Source organism: Thioalkalivibrio nitratireducens DSM 14787, assembly GCF_000321415.2.
Taxonomy (GTDB): Bacteria; Pseudomonadota; Gammaproteobacteria; order Ectothiorhodospirales; family Ectothiorhodospiraceae; genus Thioalkalivibrio; species Thioalkalivibrio nitratireducens.
The window spans coordinates 2972256-2989630 of sequence record NC_019902.2 but is presented as its reverse complement, the minus strand read 5'-3'; the positions used below and the strand labels follow the sequence as shown (position 1 = coordinate 2989630).

The window sequence follows — 17375 nt, the reverse complement described above, 5'->3', positions numbered from 1 at the left end:
TGCCCGGACACGCTGGAGAGACCATGAGGCCGACGGCGTCCGGAGAGGTGGGGCACCGTTCCTGCCTATACTCCGGTAGCACAGGATGGCGGTGAGCGTATGCACTACCTCGCGCTGGCGGCAGATTACGACGGAACACTCGCCTCCCGTGACCGGATTTCAGAGGACACGGTTCGTGCCGTCGAACGGCTGAGGAAGTCGGGGCGGCGGGCGATTCTCGTCACGGGACGACGCGTGGACGACCTGCTGTCGGTCTGCCCCTGCGCACGACTTTTCGATCTGGTCGTCGCTGAGAACGGCGCCGTCGTCTACAACCCCGCGACCCGGGAGGAACATCACCTTGCCAACCCGCCGCCGAAGCTTCTGATCAAGGGACTGCAGGAACGCGGCGTGGAACCCCTCGAGATCGGGCAGGTGCTCGTGGGGACCCATGCGGCGCATCGGGCGGCTGTGCAGGACGTCATCTGGGAACTCGGGCTGGAGGCGCAGGTGATCGGCAACCGTGACGCCCTGACGGTGTTGCCGGCTGGCATCAACAAGGCGAAGGGCCTGGAACGCGCGTTGCGCAAGCTCGGGCTTTCGCGTCACGAGGTGGTGGGTGTCGGTGACGCCGAGAACGACCACTCGTTTCTCGATTTGTGCGAGTGCTCCGCGGCGGTGGCCAATGCAGTGCCGTCCCTCAAGGCCGCCGCAACCTTCGTCACGAAGGCCGAAAACGGCAGCGGAGTCATCGAAGTGATCGACGAAGTGATTGCCGACGACCTGCACCGACTGGACGGCAGGCTCGAACAGCACCTGATCCCGCTCGGCACGGCAGCGGACGGAACGATGGTCAACCTGCCACCATTCGGCCACAACATGCTCGTCGCGGGTCCATCGGGCAGCGGCAAGTCCACACTCACCGCCGGCATCATCGAACGGTTGATTGAAAAGGACTTCCAGGTCTGCATCGTCGACCCGGAAGGCGACTACGGCACGCTCGGGGATGTCGTGGCACTCGGCAACCAGTGGCGCGCTCCGAGTGTCACGGAGATTCTCTCGATCCTCGAGGATCCGAAATTCAATCTGAGCATCAACCTCCTCGGCATCCCGCTCGGCGACCGGCCGGCGTTCCTGGCGCAACTCGTTCCCAACCTGCAAGCGCTGCGGGCGCGAACCGGACGGCCGCACTGGCTGGTGCTCGATGAAGCCCACCACATGCTCCCGGACACCTGGGGACACACGGGGTCCGCGCTGCCCAAGCGACTCGGCGAAACCTTGCTGGTGACGGTGCACCCGGAGCATGTCGCACCGGAGATCCTGGCGCCCATCGACATCGTGATCGCCATCGGCGCCTCCCCTCAGGACACGCTCGCCAGGTTCGGCCGGGCCACGGGTCGCGCGGTCCCCTGGCCCGAAGACCTGAGTCGGGAGGCGGACCAAGTGGTCGCCTGGTTTGTCAGCGACGCCAAGCTCCCCTTCGCCGTGCGGCCCATGCCCGGGCGCGCGGAGCGCATGCGCCATCACCGCAAGTACGCCGAGGGCGACCTGCGCTGGCACAGCTTCTATTTCCGCGGCCCCGACGGGCGCCACAACCTGAAGGCGCAGAACCTCGCCATCTTCTGTCAGATCGCGCAGGGCATCGACGAAGAGACCTGGCTGTTTCGCCTGCGCCGCGGTGACTACTCGCGCTGGTTTCGTCACGCCGTCAGGGACGAGTTCCTAGCCGAGGAGACACAACGTTTCGAACGGCGCACGGACCTGCCGCCGGCTCAGACACGGCAGATGCTCACCGAGTTGGTCCAGGCCCGCTACACCCTGCCCGAATGAACCTGCGGGGCGACTTGCGAGACAAGCAGGGTCCCACGTATCACGCCGAAAGCGGTGCGAGGGTGAGCGCCTCTGGCCGAGGTCGAGGCGCAGCGGTCGGATCCGTCCCACTGAGAGGTAGGAGCATTGGTGAAACACTACCATCCCCAACGGGACCGCCGCGGCAAACTGGTGGCCATCTGGAAGCCGACCGTCGCCACTCCCCTGTCGACGTGGTCCGATCCACTCACGGTGGCCTGTGTGGTCCCTGGTGGACCCGTGCCGGCGGGAACTGAACGGCATCCCGTTCGTGCCCGGGAGCCCGGCCGAGGGATCCGACATTGACGGACCCGCCTTCACATGCGCACCAGGCCTCAAGCCGGTGGCCGGGGTGGTGATCGAGGAGACGGACGGTCGGTTCTGGTTGGTGGCGCCGACCAATTAGGTCGGCGGCTACGCGGTGACCTTTCCCAAGGGCAGGCCGGTTCCGGGTGCCAGTTTGCAACAAACGGCGCGGTGCGAGGCGTGGGAGGAGTCGGGGCTGGTGGTGGACTGGCGACGTTTCTGTGCGATGTGCCGCGCTCACAGAGTTTCACCCGCTATTATCGGGCGCGGCGCATGGGCGGCACCCCGAGCGCGATGGGCTGGGAGTCGCAGGCGGTGCTTCTGGTACCGCGTGCCCATTTGCGCACGGTGGCCTGCCATCCTAACGACCAGGCGATCCTGGACACACTGGAGGTCTCCTGAGGTGGAGCTGCACCAACCGGGGTTTTCTGTCGATCGTCGATAAGGTGAGCCCTACCGACTGTCTGGTGGTGCGCGAAGCGCTTGAATGCTACGCCCATCGGTGTGGCCGAACGAGGCGATACGCTAGATGGGTACGAGGGAGAGGCTGCGCCTTCCTCGACTGCGGCCACTCATCCATACGGACCGGGTGCCCGCTCTGGGTCGACTCCCGTCCCCGCCATCCGGTGACCCAGCGCGTTCGCGCCCAACACCCGCCATTGACCGCCCGACGACAAACGATCCGGCGGTCTCCCGCCGGCTACCCCTGGGTCATGGAGTGGGAGCGGGGCTTGACAGGGGTGGCGACGGAGCCTTGACAGTACTATTGGGCAAAGGGATCTTGCGGTGAAGACGGTTGGATTTCCTATCCTTTAGCTGACAATCCGATAGCAAGGCTCGTAGGCCGCGCCGCCGGGGAGTTTCATGCGGTTCTGGGCGACGAATCGACGCAGGAGCTGGTCGAGGGCTTCCATGATGTCGGCTTCGCCGCGAATCTCGAAGGGGCCGTGCTCACGGATGGCGCGCACGCCCTGGGGCTTGACGTTGCCCGAGACGATGCCGGAAAAGGCCCGACGCAGGTTGGCCGCGAGCTGGTGCGGCTGCAGCTCGCGCGAGATTTCCAGCGACCGCATGGCCGCATGGCTGGGTTCGAAGGGCTGCTGGAAACTCGGCTGGATGTCCAGCAGCCAGTTGAAATAAAAGGCGTCGTTGATGTGCACACGCCACTCCCGGACCTGATCGATGCCGCGGGTCATCTCTCGGGCTACGGCGACCGGATCATCGATGACGATGCGGTAGAGCTCGCGTGCCCGGTCGCCCAGGGTCAGGCCGATGAATCGATCGATCTCCTCGAAGTAGCCGCGCGCCGCCTCCGGGCCGCTGAAGATCAGCGGAAACGGCGCTTCGCGGTTGGCCGGATTCAGCAAGATGCCGAGCATGAACAGGATCTCTTCGGCCGTGCCCACGCCGCCAGGGAACACGACGATTCCGTGGCCCAGGCGGACAAAGGCCTCGAGGCGCTTTTCGATGTCGGGCAGAATGACCAGCTCGTTGACGATCGGGTTGGGCGCCTCGGCGGCGATGATCCCCGGTTCGGAGACGCCGACATAGTGGCCCGGCAGGGTGCGCTGCTTGGCGTGGCCGATGGTCGCTCCTTTCATCGGGCCCTTCATCGCTCCTGGTCCGCAGCCGGTGCAGATGTCGCGGCCGCGCAGACCCAGCTGGTAGCCGACTTCCTTGGTGTAGTCGTACTCCTCACCGCTGATCGAGTGCCCGCCCCAGCAGACCACCAGGTTGGGTTCACGCTGGGCGTTGAGCAGGCGGGCGTTGCGCAGGATTTCGAAAACGGTGTTGGTGATGCCTTCCGGCATGGCCAGATCGAAATAGGGGTTGGGCCCGATCTCGGTGTGGAAGTAGACGATGTCGCGGACCACGGCCGACAGCAGCTCGCGAATCCCGCGAATCATCTTGCCGTCGACAAACGCGCAGGCCGGCGCGTTTTCCAGGTCGATGCGCATGCCGCGATTGACCTGGTGGACCTGGATGCGGAAATCCTCGTAGGCGCGCAGCATGGATTCGGCATCATCGCCCTGCTCGCCAGAGTTGAGCACGGCCAGCGCGCACTGACGCAGAACTTCTCCAACCTCTTCGGTTGCATCCGACAAGCGCGCGACTTCCTCGCGCGAGAGCATGTTCAATGTCCCGGCCGGATACACCCGGGTCGAAATCTTGGCGCCGCTGACGGGCGTACCTGTATTTGTATGATCGTCCATGGGCTGCATTATCTTCGATCCGGTGTGCCGGCACGAGACTCTGAGCGCAGGCACTGTGCGGGAAAACAAACGGCCAGCCGATGCGGGGGGGGGGCGGGTGTCCGGCGAATGCGCGGACCAGGTTGGCTGGAGTCAATCGGCGAACCAGCCATCCCACCCCGCATCGCCCAGGCGCGGCCCCCCGTCGTGGTACAAAGACGCTCCGCAGGATGCCATCGACGCAGAGGCATGCTCTGCCGGAAATCCCCACGCCCACCCCGCGTCGGAGTACGAGTACGATCAAACGGTGTCCTGGTAAACCGGCCCACCGAGAGGACGACGCCGCAGACGACTGACGTCAGCCACATCAGGGGTGAGTGAAGGTGGTTGGATATCTGTTGCAGTTGCGGGTAAACGATGTGGCCCGCGGCGGTGAAGTCCTGACCCGCGCCAGTGTGATCCCGCAGAAGACCCGTGAACCCGTCCGCTTCGAACTCACCGAGCCGACCCGGGTGGCGGTTGCTGCCTGGATCGCCAAGGCCGGCCTGACCAGCGGCCGCTACCTCTTCCCGAGCCGGTAGCATGCGCCGCTACATCTTCATCACGTGGGGAGTGCCGCCAACCGCGTGGAACCGGGTGGTCACGTATTGTCCGGACGGCTTGAGGTCACACAGTACGGGGACCTTGCGTCGAATCCGCTCGACATCGTCGATGTCCAGGTGCACCCGGGCGGAGTGGGCGATGGCCAGCAGGTGAAGCACCGCGTTGGTGGAACCACCAAGCGCCATCACCACGGCGAGGGCGTTCTCGAAAGCCTCGCGGGTCATGATGTCGCGGGGGCGCCGGTTGGCGTGGATCGCCTCCAGCAGGACCTCGGCCGAGTGGGCCGCCGACTCGATCTTCTCGGGATCCTCCGCCGCCTGGGTGGAGGAACCGGGCAGGCTCATGCCCATCGCCTCAAAGGCACTGGACATGAGCACGATCAGTCGCCCGATGAAGGCGACGGTCAGGATGATCCAGCCGATCGGGTAAGGCAGGACTCCAGTGAAGAAGGCGATCAGCGTGGCAACGAGCAGGGCGCCGATGATCAGCAGAGGTGTGTCCATGTCAGTGGGATCGCCGGTCGCTCCCGATGTTCCGCTGCCGAGGCGCGTACCGCGACGGTCCCCGGGGACGCCGGCCTGGAAGATCGAACTCGAGTTGGGAGGCGGCGTGGTGCTGCGCATCCACCGTACGGAGCCATGCTGACGCGGCCGACCCGCTGGTGGTTGTGCACCCAGGCCACCGACATGCGTAAGTCCTTCGATGGGTTGTCGGCACTGGTGCGCAACCGCCTGGGCACGATCCGCTGGATGGTTCGGGGTTCCTGTTCGTGAATCGTCGGCGCACGCAACTGAAGGTGCTGTACTTCGACGGTGACGGCTTCTGTGTCTGGAGCAAACGGCTGGAGCAGGGTCAGTTCGCGCTGCAGCCGGGGGCGCGTGCCGGTGTGGTGGCGCTGAGCGGCACCGGCTTCCAGGCGTTGCTCGAAGGCCTGCAGTTTGAGGTCAAAAAGCGCTACCGGCTGGCGCAGTGCCCAGGCAGCTACGTGATCCTCGAGTACCACCGCCCGGTGCTCAAGCGCCGCGATACCGAGCAACTGATCACGACCCCGGCACCGGCGAACGTGCACGATCGCAGCGTCGCCGATGTCAGCTTCCTCGCAGGCATGCTGATCGACAAGTTTCTCTACCACCTGCCGTTGTACCGCCAGCACCAGCGCCTGCTGCAGAGCGGGATCCAGTTGAGCCGGATGACCCTGGGTACCCTCGCGGCGCGGGCCATCGGCCTGCTGGAGCCGATCTACAAGGCGCAACTCGAGCACATCCGCCAGGGACGGGTAGTGACCGTGGACGAGACCCCGATCAAGGCCGGGCGCAGTGCCCCGGGCAAGATGCGCAGCGCCTACTTCTGGCCGGTCTACGGCGAGGACGGCGAGATCTGCTTCCCCTATGCCAGCAACCGCCACTTCGACAATGTCGAGAAGATCCTCGGCGCCAAGTTTACCGGGGGGCTGCAAAGTGACGGCTACGGGGCGTATGAACGTTTTGTCGAGTTGGTCCAGGCCGTGACCCATGCCGGGTGCTGGGCGCACACGCGCCGCTACTTCGAGCGCGCGCTGGACGCCGAGCCGCAGGCCGCCGGAGAAGCGCTGCGGCAAATCCGGGCGTTCTACGCCGTGGAAGAGGAAATCCGCGCCCGGGGCCTGGAAGGCGCCGAGAAGCTCGCCCTGCGCACCGAGCAGACCCTGCCGAAGGCCCAGGACTTCTGGCGCTGGTGTGACGAACAATGCCATCGCCCGGACCTGACCCCGAGCAACCCCCCGAGCAACCCCCTGAGCAAGGCGCTGGTCTATGCCCGCGGTCGCATCGAGGCGTTGCAGGTCTTCCTCCACGATCCCGATGTCGCCATCGATCCGAATCACATCGAACGGACGCTGCGCCCGATTCCCATGGGCAAGAAAAATTTCCTGTTCGCATGGACCGAACTGGGCGCGAAACAGATCGGCATCATCCAGAGCCTGATCGTAACCTGCCGATTACAAGGGATCTCCCCGTCGGTCTATCTGACCGATGTCCTGCAGCGGGTGAGCCAGCATCCGGCCCGCGACGTGATCGACCTCACCCCGCGACGATGGAAGATCCTGTTCGCCGACGATCCACTACGTTCCGATCTCGACCGACCCCCACCGGCGTAGACCCGGCATCCAAAACCAACACGAGGCGTCTCGTCTCGGTCGCCGGGCACCGGGGCGGGCCCTCCGGCGCTTTACGGTAACCTCCCAGGAACCGCTCCGGTAGACGTCCTCGAATGGACGCTTACTTCCTGGCAGCGCATCCAGGAGCAGAAACAGCGTCTGGCGGACCCGGGCACCCCCTGACACCCCCTCGGGCCGACGCTGGCACCGGCGATCCGTCCCCACAGAGCCGCATTGCGCCTGGCCGTTACCGGCCTTTGCTCCCTTCTGGAGAGTGTCGGGCCTGATCCCCGGCCTGCGGTCAGATCCGCGGCCCGGATTCTCCCTCGGCCCGCGCGGAGAAGCGCCGCATCACGCCCCGTGCCACGCGATCGACGGGATCAATCGCGAACCCCGCCCGCGCCACCGTCGCCTCGGTATCCCGGTTCGGGTGGCAGCCGCCGGTGATCCAGGTCCAGGCGGGCTGGATGCCGTCCTGCAGCCGGGCTAGGGATGGACGGTGATGGCGTACGTGCTCGAGCATGCGCAGTTCCCCGTCCGGGGCCAACACCCGCCGGATCTCGGCCAGTCCCCGATCCGGGTTCTGCACGCTGCAGAAAACGAGGCCGCTGACCACGGTTTCGAAGCGGTCGCTCCGGAAGGGCAGCGCTTCGGCGCGCGCCGCCACGAGCAGGGTGCCCGGCGCACGCCGACGCGCACGGCGCAGCGCCGCGAGGTCGGGGTCCAAGGCCACCAGGTCGGTGTCTGTGGGATAGTGCGGCAGGTTGCGGCCAGTACCGCAGCCCACCTCCAGCGTCGGGCCGCGCGCCTCGAAAACCAGCTTGCGCCGCCAGCGCGAGAAGCCGGTGACGTCCATCACGCTCATCAACGCATCGTACAGCCAGGGTATGTGTTCGATCCCGCGCACTGCTGTCGCTCCCGTTATCGTCTGGATGGAGGGTAGACCGCGTTCGTGGCGCGAGGTTGCCGGGCCGGGAACGACCGCGTTCCCTCCGAAGATGCTGCAGCAGCCGGTTGACGGGTCTGGCCGGGCGCCCCGATGATGAGAGTTGGGCAGGCCACCGGCCGGGAGCATCGATGCGTCGCTTCGTTCTGGATACCAGCGTTTTCACCAATCCGCACGTGTTCGGGCAGTTTGGCGAGGATCCCGGGGATGGCCTTCGCACCTTCCTGCGTCTCGCCCAGCGCTGCCCGGCCGAGTTCTTCATGCCGCTGTCGGTCTACGACGAGTTCCGGACGATGCGCGATCTGGCTGAACTCGCGGCCGACTTCGAGACGGTCGTCTGGGTGCGCTCGCCCAGGCGTTTCACGCTGACGATCCCCAGCGACATCCTGTACGAGTTCATCGACGAGGTTCGCACCCGGATCGATCGCGGTCTGCGCATCGCGGAGGAACATACCAAGCGCGCCGGCGCGGCCGCGGATATGCCCCCGGAGATCATCACCCAGCTGCGCGAGCGGTACCGGGAGGCAATGCGCAAGGGACTCGTGGATTCCCGGGAAGACGTCGATGCAGTGCTGCTGGCGCTGGAGCTCGACGCCGAACTGGCCAGCGCGGACGAGGGCATGCGCAAGCTCGGCAACCGCATGGGCATCAAGCTGGTCACCGCCGACTACCTGCGCCGGGTCATGGAGAACCTAGCGGAATCTCAGGGCGGAGGGGTTCCCAAGACGTCCGGCTGACCGGACCGTCCGGCGCCGGTCAGTCGTACTGCACTGCACCCGAAAGGGCGGTGGCCAGCGTGCCGGTCATCCGGTCGAACACGCGCTCGAATTCCAGGATCCAGTAGCCGTCCTGCTGCACCGGCATGCCTGGGGCCATGCGGACCCGATGCCCGCCGGTAGCGGCCATGTGGTCCATGAAGTGCAGTGCGTTGCGGCGTTCCCGGAACCGGCACCGGTAACGGTGATCCACGCGGCCGCGCGATCGGCTGCGCTCGACGGCCCGGTCCAGCCCGGACAGGAAGGCGTGGCCGAGGCTGCGCTCGAGTTCGGGATCGCCCTGCTGGCCATGCTCGGTCACGAATATTGCGAGGCGTGTCAGCCGGTTGATGAAATATTCGGGCGGCAGGTCGAGCAATTGCTCGCTGCAGACGCGGATGTCGGTCACGTTGGAGCGGCCAGTCACATACTTTGCCCGCTTCCCGCCCCATTCACCCTTCAGCACCAGCCCTTCCGCACCTTCGGCATCGAGCTGGAAAATCAGATCCCGCAACGGGTCGACATCATGGGGTTCGAAACGGCCGAAAGTGCGCGTCGGGGGCAGGCCATGTGACGCGATCAGGCCCATCTTTTCCTGCTGGCCCAGGAAGCTACCCCGACCCTGGCGCATCATGTCGAACACGTACAGCGCGATGTCCTCGGTCACGAACGGAGGTGAACCCTCGAGATACGGGTTTTCCGGGCCGGCGATCTCGGCACACAGCACTAGGTCGGGTTCGATCTCGAACAGGGCCGGGTCGATAAAATCGTGCAGGCGGTCGGTGCTGAACGGGCAGACGAAACCGCCGCGGCTGAAGGCCAGCACCGCGCCTTCGTGACGCAGGATCCGGACATTGAACCCGTCGATCTTCTCCTCTGCCCAGAACGGGCCGTCGAACTGTTCCCGCAGTCCCGCGGACAGCGAGTGAACCCGTCCGATGGACGGGTAACCGGGGATCACCACGCCGCCGGGCAACACCACGCTTCCCCTCGGATAGCCCGCAACCGTCTCGGTGAGCCGAGCATACTCCAACCCTTCGAAGCACAGCCGTTCGGCTCGCCCCGCGTCGATCGCGTCTGCCAGTGTCGGTCCGTCCATGCCCCAGTGTAATGCGCTCGCGCTGCCGGTGGCAGGTTCGACCCTGTTATCCTGTCCCTTGTCAGAATTGACAGGCAACCTGACATGACGAAGAACACCGCCAGCCCCGAGATCCCCACGGAAACGCTGGCGTTGCTCAACGCCTACCAGGATCCCGCGGTGCTGCTGGATCTCGACTACTTCATCCTGGCCGCGAATCCGGCCTACGTGCGGGCGTTCGGCGACGCACCGCTGAGCGAGCGCAGCCGCTGCTACGAGGTCTCGCACGGCTACGCAGTACCCTGTGATCAGGCGGGTGAAAGCTGCCCGTTACACGCAACTCTCGCGTCGCACGACGTGAGCCGGGTAATGCACATCCACCACACGCCGCGCGGCGCGGAGCACGTAGACGTGGAGACGCACCCGGTTCCCGGCGCCGATGGCAGTATCCACTACGTGCTGGAGATCATGCGCCAGACCCTGGTGGCGAGTGCAACGCCGAGCACCTCGCGGATGGTCGGCCGGTCGCCGGCCTTCCGGAGGATGCTGGAAATGATCCAGCGGGCGGCACCCAGCGAGGCGGCCGTGCTGCTGCTCGGTGAGACCGGCACGGGCAAGGAAATGGTGGCCCAGGCGATCCACGAATCCAGCGCGCGCCGCGACGGACCGTTCGTGCCGGTGGAGTGCGCGGGACTCACCGAGACATTGTTCGAGAGCGAGTTGTTCGGTCATGAGAAGGGTGCATTCACCGGCGCGACCAGTCTGAAGACCGGGCTGGTCGAAGCCGCACGCGGCGGCACGCTGTTCCTCGACGAGGTGGGCGACATCCCCCTGTCGATGCAGGTCAAGCTGCTCCGCCTGCTTGAGACGGGATGCTTTCGCCGGGTGGGCAGCGCGGTGCCGCAGGAGGCCGATTTCCGGCTGGTCTGTGCGACGCACCGGGATCTGAAGGCGCTGGTGGCCTCGGACATGTTCCGGCTCGATCTCTATTTCCGCATCGGCGTGTTTCCGATCCTGCTGCCGTCCCTGCGGCAGCGGCGGGAGGATCTGCCGCTGCTGGTCGAGGCCTTGATGAGCCGGTTGCGCTCGGCGCGCGGCAAGCGCCTGACGCCGGCCGCATTCAGGGCCCTGGAAGGCATGGGATTCCCCGGCAACATCCGGGAACTGCGCAACGTGCTCGAGCGCGCGAGCCTGTTGGCCGACGGGGACTCGATCCAGCCCGCGGACCTGATCGTCGATCTCGAGTTCCAGCCGGCGGGGGAGGCCGTGCCGCCTGCCGACACGGTGATTCCGCTCGATGAACTGGAACGGCAGTACCTGGCGCGTGTCGTTGCGCAACATCCCGGCGATCGCCAGGAACTGGCACGGCAGTTGGGCGTATCGGAACGGACCCTGTACCGGAAGCTGCAGCGGCTGGAAGCCGGTACACCGGAGCACGAGGGGTCGGACTGACGTCGTCAGGCCGTCCTGTCGGAACGTGGGCCAGCGCATCCCCTGCCCGAGGCTGCCTGCGCGGTCGACTTGCATCGTGTGGGTGCCGTAATTGCGGTTGCCGATCCTCTGCCAGTGTCTGCCAGTGTCTGCCAGGGTGGCTGCCATGGCTGCCACTTGTGGCAGCCGTGCTCCCGATGGGAGGGCCAATCCGGCTGCCTCCAATCTTTTGTTTGTTCTTGTAAGGTATTGTTAATGCGTGTTTTTGCATGATTTCGGGCGCGAGACCCCGCAGTTGGTACAGATCATGCTTAAGTTCTCATGTGCTGTTTATGGGTTCGTCTAGGCCTGACGGCGTCGTGGAACTGCTGCATGCGCAGCGCGATTGCGTCAGTCAGGACCGGGCGGATGATTGCCGCAGCGGTGGTGCGGATCTGGACCACCCGAAGGCATTCACCGCTGAGGAGGCTGCCGACGGCAGGCCTCGCGGGGTGATGCGGAGGCACCTCGGCCGTGACCGATCATGCGCGTGCGCGACTCTCCTCCATCGCGCCTTTGCCGCCCTCCGGGGCGGTTTTTTTTGATCGGCGTGGAACCCCGCCGATCGTCGTTCCTATGGTGTGAACGGGGCGTGCAGACACGCTAACTCCCATGGTGCGCGCCCACCACCCCCGACGATGAAAGCCCCCTCCCCCGCTTGCGGGGGAGGGTTGGCGAGAGGACGCGGGTATCCATCAGGTTCTTGCGCTGCGACGTCGGCACCCAGGTGCTACGCTTCGAATCGAGCTCCCGGCAAGGCGCCTCATTGGCGGAGTCCTGCCGGAATCGACGATGCCGCGACCTGGGAAGCGGAGAAGAATGGAAAAACAGCTTTCGGTGATCCGCGCGGCGCGATTGGCGGGGGTGACGCGGGGTGAATTGCAGACACGCATCAAATGCGGTGATCTGCCCAGTTTCGACGGCACGGTCCGGGTCGACGACCTGCTCTCGCTGTATCCCGGAACCCGGCTGGAAGACGAGCGAACGCTCGAACGCGTCGACCGGATCAAGGCCGCGGCGCTGGGCCGGGATGTCGCCGGCCGTAGCCTGCCCGAGCCGCAGGTGCTTGCCGAAAGGCTGGCGATCCTGGGTCACAAGTTGACGCGTGCCCGCCGGCAGGCCGAGCATTACGCGGCCGTGTTCGAAGCACTGGAATCCCGTCTGCGGGAACTGGAGAAACATCGTGACGGGCACACACGCGCGGTCGCGCGGGAGATCAAGCTCTGGATGCAGAGCGCGTTGCACCAGGGGCTGGCGGAATCGGATGCGATGGGCAGCGCCCTCGCGGATCGGAGTCACTGGATGAGCGTGATGGCACCGCAGGTGCGGCTGCTTCCCGACCACCAGGAGTTCCTGGTGGAGGGCTCGGACACGGTGCTCGATGCCGCGCTAAGAGCTGGATTGTCGATCAGCTACGGCTGCAGCAACGGCAACTGCGGGGAGTGCAAGGCACGGGTCGTGTCCGGGGAGATCCGGGAAGTGCGGCCGCACGACTACGTGATCCCCGAAAGTGAGCGCGCGCAGGGGTATGCGCTGATGTGCGCGGTCGCACCGGTCACCGACCTGGTGGTCGAGGTCGGGGTCGCGCGCAGTCCCGACCAGATCCCGCTGCAGACGATCGAGGCGATGGTGCGCGACGTCGAACATCAGGGGACCCATGTGCGGGTGGTGAGGGTGCAGACGCCGCGGACCCGGCGCCTGCGTTTCCTTGGTGGGCAGTACGTTCGTGTGCGCCTGGATGAGGGCCGGGTAGAGGGTCGGTTGCCCCTGGCCAACTGCCCCTGCGATGACCGGAACCTGGTGCTGCACGTGGCGGAGGACCGCGAGGATGCGTTCGCGGTGTACTGCTTCGAACGCCTGCGCAAGGGGGAGCGCGTCGAAATCGAGGGGCCGTACGGGGATTTCGTGATCGGGGACGAGGTCGAGCGGCCACTGGTCTTCCTGGCCTGCGACACCGGGTTCGCGCCGATCAAGAGCCTGATCGAGCACGTGATTGCGCTGGACATCGCCGATGCGATGGATCTGGTCTGGCTGGCCACCGGCGCAATCGGCCATTACGAGGACAATCTCTGCCGTTCCTGGGACGACGCCCTCGACAACTTCCGCTACAAGCCGGTGCGGGTGAACGCTGCCAGCGACCGGGAGGCCTGGCCCGCGCTGATCGCGGGAAGCCTGTCCCGCGTGGAAGACCCGAGCGGCCGCGATTACTACGTCGCGGGCCCCGGCCGCTTCGTCGATGCCGCCGCCGCGGTGCTCGACCGGCTGGGTGTGCCGCCGGAGCGCCGCTGCCTGCAGGGGATTCCCCCGGCGGCCTAGCGCTGATGCAGCCTCCTGCACCGCCGGCCCGACTGTCGGTGATCGTGCCGGCGCTGAACGAGGCGGCTCGCCTGCCGCGGTTGCTCGGCGACCTTGCCGCGCTGCGAACCCTGGGGCACGAGGTGATCGTGGTCGACGGCGGCAGCACGGACCGGACCCGAGAGATTGCCTGCAGCGCCTGCGACCGGGTACTGGCCAGCGCGCCGGGCCGCGCCCCGCAGATGAACGCGGGTGCGCTCGAGGCACAGGGCGAGGTGCTCTGGTTCCTGCACGCCGATACGCGGGTTCCGCCCGAGGCGGCGCACGCCATCCTGCGGTCGCTCCGCGGCCCGAAGTGCTGGGGCCGCTGCCGGGTTCGCCTGTCGGGGCGGGCACCGATCTACCGGCTGATCGCCGCGTTGATGAACCTGCGTTCCTGCCTGACCGGGATCGCAACCGGCGACCAGGGCCTGTACGTGACGCGCGCGGCCTTCGTTGCGGCCGGCGGTTTTCCCGCGATCCCGCTGATGGAGGACATCGCGCTGTCGCGGGCGCTCAAGCGCGCCTGCGGTCGGCCCGTGTGCCTGCCCGTGCAGCTGGAGACGTCGAGCCGGCGCTGGGAGGAACACGGCGTGCTGCGAACCGTGTTGCTGATGTGGGCGCTGCGCCTGGCCTACTGGCGCGGAGCCGATCCGGCGGACCTGGCCCGGCGCTATCGATGAGGCTGCTGGTATTCGCCAAGGCCCCGGAGCCTGGCCAGGTGAAGACACGCCTGATTCCGGCACTCGGTGCCGAGGGTGCCGCGCGATTGCATCGCAGGCTGGTGCGCCGCGTCCTCGCGGCGGCGCGCGCGAGCGCGGTGGGACCGGTGGAACTCTGGGCTGCGTCGGATGCACGGCATCCGTTCTTCGCGCAGTGCCGGCGCGAATTCGGCTGCGCGCTGCGGGCGCAGCTGGCCGGGGATCTCGGGCAACGCATGTCTGTGGCGCTACACGCGCAGCTGCCCGCGTTGCTGGTGGGCTCCGATGCCCCGGGGCTCGATGCGGCGCGGCTGCAGGATGCGGCGGCTGCGCTGGTTGAGGGGGGCGACGCGGTGCTGATCCCGGCGCTGGACGGTGGCTATGTCGCCATCGGCCTCGCCGTGCCCGCGCCCGGGCTGTTCACCGAGATGCCCTGGGGCGGCGCAGAAGTGCTGCAGAGGACCGTGGATCGGTGCCGCGAGCAGGGGCTGCGTTGTTCCCGGCGGCCACCGTGTCCGGACGTCGACCGGCCCGACGATCTGATCCACTGTACCCCCGACCTGCTGCAGGGTGTTGCGCTGGTGAAATAAAAGCAGGTTAGAATATTCTGATGCAAATGTTTATCTCATGGGTCGACCGCACGCCTACCTGGTTGTTCGTTGTATTTGTCGCGACGCTGGGCCTGGCTCCGTGGGTGCCCGAGCCGCACATCGTCGAGAAGCTGCGCTGGCTGTTTCACGGCGAGCTGACCCGACCGCTGGATATCTTCGATCTCCTGTTGCACGCGGTGCCCTGGCTGCTGCTGGCCGCCAAGCTCGGCCGGGAGACCTGGAACGACTATGGGCCGGGGCGGCCGGGCAGCCAATAGGCCGCCCGGCAGCGTAGGTCAGGCCGCCTCCCGGCGGAGCTGTTCGCCGTACACGGCGCGTGCGGCCGGCAATGCCTTGCCCGGCACCGCGGCACCGGCCTCGGCCAGGATCGACTCCAGCGCGCCGAGGCAAACCAGCACGTTGCGTTCATTCGCGGCGTGCCCCATCAGTCCGATCCGCCAGATGCGGCCCGCATAGGGTCCGAGACCGGCTCCGATCTCCAGGCCGTAACGCTCGAGCAGGGCGGCCCGTACCCCCGCTTCGTCCACACCCTCCGGTACCAGCACCGCGTTCAGCTGGGGCAGCCGGTGGGCCTGGTCGACCAGGAAATGCAGGCCCATGCCCTCGAGACCTGCGCGTAGCGCTTCGTGATGGCGCCGGTGTCGGGCCCAGCTGGCTTCCAGCCCCTCCTCGTGCAGGATCACCAGTGCTTCATGCAGCGCGTACAGGGCGTTGATCGGGGCCGTGTGGTGGTAGGCGCGCTTGCCGTCGCTGCCGATCCAGTAGCCCATCACCAGGTTCAGATCGAGAAACCAGCTCTGCACGCGGCTGCGCCGGGAGCGGATGCGTTCCACGGCCCGTTCGCTGAAGCTGACCGGCGAGAGACCCGGCGTGCAGGACAGGCATTTCTGGCTGCCCGAGTAGATCGCGTCGACACCCCAGTCATCGACATGGAGCGGGCTGCCGCCGAGCGAGGTCACCGCATCGACCAGGGCCAGACAGTCGTGACGGTGCGCCAGTTCGCACAGGGCCTGCACATCGGATTCCGCCCCGGTCGACGTCTCGGCATGCACGAACGCCAGCAGCCGGGCGTCGGGATGCGCCTGCAACGCGCTCTCGACCTTGTCGACGCTCACCGGGGTCCCCCAGTCGTCTTCGACCGTCACGGCCGTGCCCCCGCAGCGTTCCACGTTCTCCTTCATGCGCCCGCCGAACACGCCGTTGATGCAGACGATGACCTTGTCACCCGGTTCAACGAGGTTCACGAAACAGGTCTCCATGCCTGCGGAGCCTGGTGCGGATACTGGCAGCGTCAGCGCATTCCGCGTCTTGAAAGCAGACTGCAGCATGGCCCGCATCTCCTCCATCATCGCGATGAACGCCGGGTCCAGATGGCCGATGATCGGGCGGCTCATCGCGGCCAGCACCCGCGGATTCACGTCGGAGGGGCCGGGGCCCATCAGGGTGCGGGCAGGAGGGGAGAAAGGTGTGAAAGTCATGGTGTGGTACCTGTGTCGAAAGAAGATGAAACAACGGGGGCGGCGCGTTCCTCACGGCACATTGCGGCCGCGCCGTCGGGTATAGCCTGGTTACAGCCGAAGCCTAGCCCGCGGTGGGAGTGCAGTGGGTAAGCCAATCGGCGCGTGCGCGGTCTACAGCCTGTGCAGCGAACGCCCGCCCCGTCAGCGATCGCGGCGGGGTCGCCCGTTTCCCGTTTCCTGAGGGGCATGAGGGTCACCACCCCGATCAAGAAAGGAGAAGCGTAGGGCGGAAGAGGCCGAAGGCCGTCATCCGCCAGCCGGCGCTGGGGCGGCCCGGGGCTCCTGGGCGGCACGGACGCCGAACCGCGGATGACGCTGTGCTCCTCCGCCCTGCGCGCCAGCAACCGCCGCGGAACCCGGTCGGGTGGGCCTGCGAGGTGCTTGCGACCGCGGGGCGATCCGATCCGGGTCAGGCGCGGCCCATCACGCTGAAGCTCTTGATGAACGGCCCCGCCATGCGCGGATCCTTCAGCATGCCCTTGTAGTCGCCGACCACGAACTTGATCTTGCCGGTGGTGAACGCGGCGCCGAGGCCCATCATTCCTGGCGGCTTGGACATCCACTTGGTCCACTGCTCCTCGGTGGCCCGCAGATCCCAGTTCATCGTTTCGCCATTGTAGGCGCCGGCAGCCGTGGCCTTGCCGTTCTCGATGGTGATTACGCCGCGGGGCTTGTCCTCTCCCGGGAAGCCATAGCCAATCACGCTGTTGAAGTTGATCTGCGCCAGGGCGTCCGAAAGCTCGGGCTCGGAGTTCCAGTGCTCCTTGAAGCTCTGCATCCATTCTTCGCTGAACAGTTCGGCCATTCGTGTCTCCTCGTGTCGTCTTGTCGTTGTTGTGCCCGCGACCTAGCTGCAGGTCGCCGGCATGATAGAAGAAACCGCGGTGCCACCCAACAC

15 protein-coding genes and 2 pseudogenes are annotated in these 17375 nt (G+C 66.5%); 10 read left to right on the top strand and 7 right to left on the bottom strand.

The window, feature by feature from the left end; translation table 11 throughout:
• Positions 1 to 99: 99 nt before the first annotated feature.
• Both TVNIR_RS13710 and TVNIR_RS21055 read left to right on the top strand, forming a co-directional pair.
• Positions 100 to 1809, top strand: coding sequence for an HAD hydrolase family protein (locus tag TVNIR_RS13710; RefSeq protein ID WP_015259651.1), 1710 nt, complete (start codon positions 100 to 102; stop codon positions 1807 to 1809).
• A 597-nt stretch (positions 1810 to 2406) separates the two neighbouring features.
• Positions 2407 to 2535 (top strand): hypothetical protein, encoded by a 129-nt coding sequence (locus TVNIR_RS21055; protein ID WP_257720600.1) that lies wholly within the window; start codon positions 2407 to 2409, stop codon positions 2533 to 2535.
• 410 nt (positions 2536 to 2945) lie between these two features.
• Here TVNIR_RS21055 and ppnN read toward each other — a convergent pair whose 3' ends face one another.
• Positions 2946 to 4346, bottom strand: a complete 1401-nt coding sequence (gene ppnN, locus TVNIR_RS13700) for a nucleotide 5'-monophosphate nucleosidase PpnN (protein ID WP_015259647.1) — start codon at positions 4344 to 4346, stop codon at positions 2946 to 2948.
• Positions 4347 to 4702: 356 nt separating this feature from the next.
• On the opposite strand from ppnN, the gene TVNIR_RS13695 reads away from it, so the two are divergent.
• A complete protein-coding gene (locus TVNIR_RS13695) occupies positions 4703 to 4906 on the top strand; it encodes a site-specific integrase (protein WP_043739768.1) in 204 nt (67 codons plus the stop codon).
• A gap of 12 nt (positions 4907 to 4918) precedes the next feature.
• On the opposite strand, the pseudogene TVNIR_RS13690 reads toward TVNIR_RS13695, so the two are convergent.
• A pseudogene (locus tag TVNIR_RS13690) lies at positions 4919 to 5299 on the bottom strand (dihydroxy-acid dehydratase domain-containing protein); the annotation flags it as partial.
• Between the two features lie 374 nt (positions 5300 to 5673).
• On the opposite strand from TVNIR_RS13690, the gene tnpC reads away from it, so the two are divergent.
• Positions 5674 to 7062: an IS66 family transposase gene (tnpC, locus tag TVNIR_RS13685; protein WP_257720619.1), complete on the top strand. Its 1389-nt coding sequence runs from the start codon at positions 5674 to 5676 to the stop codon at positions 7060 to 7062.
• A gap of 301 nt (positions 7063 to 7363) precedes the next feature.
• On the opposite strand, the gene TVNIR_RS13680 is transcribed toward tnpC, so the two are convergent.
• Positions 7364 to 7969, bottom strand: coding sequence for a class I SAM-dependent methyltransferase (locus TVNIR_RS13680; protein WP_015259641.1), 606 nt, complete (start codon positions 7967 to 7969; stop codon positions 7364 to 7366).
• 170 nt (positions 7970 to 8139) lie between these two features.
• On the opposite strand from TVNIR_RS13680, the gene TVNIR_RS13675 reads away from it, so the two are divergent.
• On the top strand, positions 8140 to 8745 hold the full coding sequence (locus tag TVNIR_RS13675; protein WP_015259640.1) for an RNA ligase partner protein: 606 nt from the start codon (positions 8140 to 8142) through the stop codon (positions 8743 to 8745).
• A gap of 19 nt (positions 8746 to 8764) precedes the next feature.
• Here the strand turns inward: TVNIR_RS13675 and TVNIR_RS13670 are convergent, their stop codons facing one another.
• Positions 8765 to 9862 (bottom strand): RNA ligase, encoded by a 1098-nt coding sequence (locus tag TVNIR_RS13670; protein WP_015259639.1) that lies wholly within the window; start codon positions 9860 to 9862, stop codon positions 8765 to 8767.
• A gap of 84 nt (positions 9863 to 9946) precedes the next feature.
• On the opposite strand from TVNIR_RS13670, the gene TVNIR_RS13665 reads away from it, so the two are divergent.
• The 5 genes from TVNIR_RS13665 to TVNIR_RS13645 all read left to right on the top strand — a co-directional run bounded on the left by TVNIR_RS13665 (position 9947) and on the right by TVNIR_RS13645 (position 15214).
• On the top strand, positions 9947 to 11293 hold the full coding sequence (locus TVNIR_RS13665; RefSeq protein WP_015259638.1) for a sigma-54 interaction domain-containing protein: 1347 nt from the start codon (positions 9947 to 9949) through the stop codon (positions 11291 to 11293).
• An 837-nt stretch (positions 11294 to 12130) separates the two neighbouring features.
• Positions 12131 to 13627, top strand: coding sequence for a 2Fe-2S iron-sulfur cluster-binding protein (locus TVNIR_RS13660; protein ID WP_015259636.1), 1497 nt, complete (start codon positions 12131 to 12133; stop codon positions 13625 to 13627).
• Between the two features lie 5 nt (positions 13628 to 13632).
• Complete coding sequence (locus TVNIR_RS13655) at positions 13633 to 14328, top strand: TIGR04283 family arsenosugar biosynthesis glycosyltransferase (protein ID WP_015259635.1); 696 nt, start codon at positions 13633 to 13635, stop codon at positions 14326 to 14328.
• Positions 14325 to 14936: a TIGR04282 family arsenosugar biosynthesis glycosyltransferase gene (locus tag TVNIR_RS13650; RefSeq protein WP_015259634.1), complete on the top strand. Its 612-nt coding sequence runs from the start codon at positions 14325 to 14327 to the stop codon at positions 14934 to 14936. Before TVNIR_RS13655 ends, TVNIR_RS13650 begins: the two co-directional genes overlap by 4 nt.
• Before the next feature lie 20 nt (positions 14937 to 14956).
• The gene (locus TVNIR_RS13645; RefSeq protein WP_043739767.1) at positions 14957 to 15214 is read left to right on the top strand and encodes a hypothetical protein; all 258 of its coding nucleotides are present in this window, start codon (positions 14957 to 14959) and stop codon (positions 15212 to 15214) included.
• 18 nt (positions 15215 to 15232) lie between these two features.
• On the opposite strand, the gene TVNIR_RS13640 is transcribed toward TVNIR_RS13645, so the two are convergent.
• From TVNIR_RS13640 to TVNIR_RS13635, 3 genes and pseudogenes are all read right to left on the bottom strand, one after another.
• Positions 15233 to 16396: a pyridoxal-phosphate-dependent aminotransferase family protein gene (locus TVNIR_RS13640; protein WP_043739766.1), complete on the bottom strand. Its 1164-nt coding sequence runs from the start codon at positions 16394 to 16396 to the stop codon at positions 15233 to 15235.
• 281 nt (positions 16397 to 16677) lie between these two features.
• A pseudogene (locus tag TVNIR_RS20805) lies at positions 16678 to 16821 on the bottom strand (DNA helicase UvrD); the annotation flags it as partial.
• A 65-nt stretch (positions 16822 to 16886) separates the two neighbouring features.
• Positions 16887 to 17282, bottom strand: a complete 396-nt coding sequence (locus tag TVNIR_RS13635) for a hypothetical protein (RefSeq protein WP_015259631.1) — start codon at positions 17280 to 17282, stop codon at positions 16887 to 16889.
• Positions 17283 to 17375: the final 93 nt, after the last annotated feature.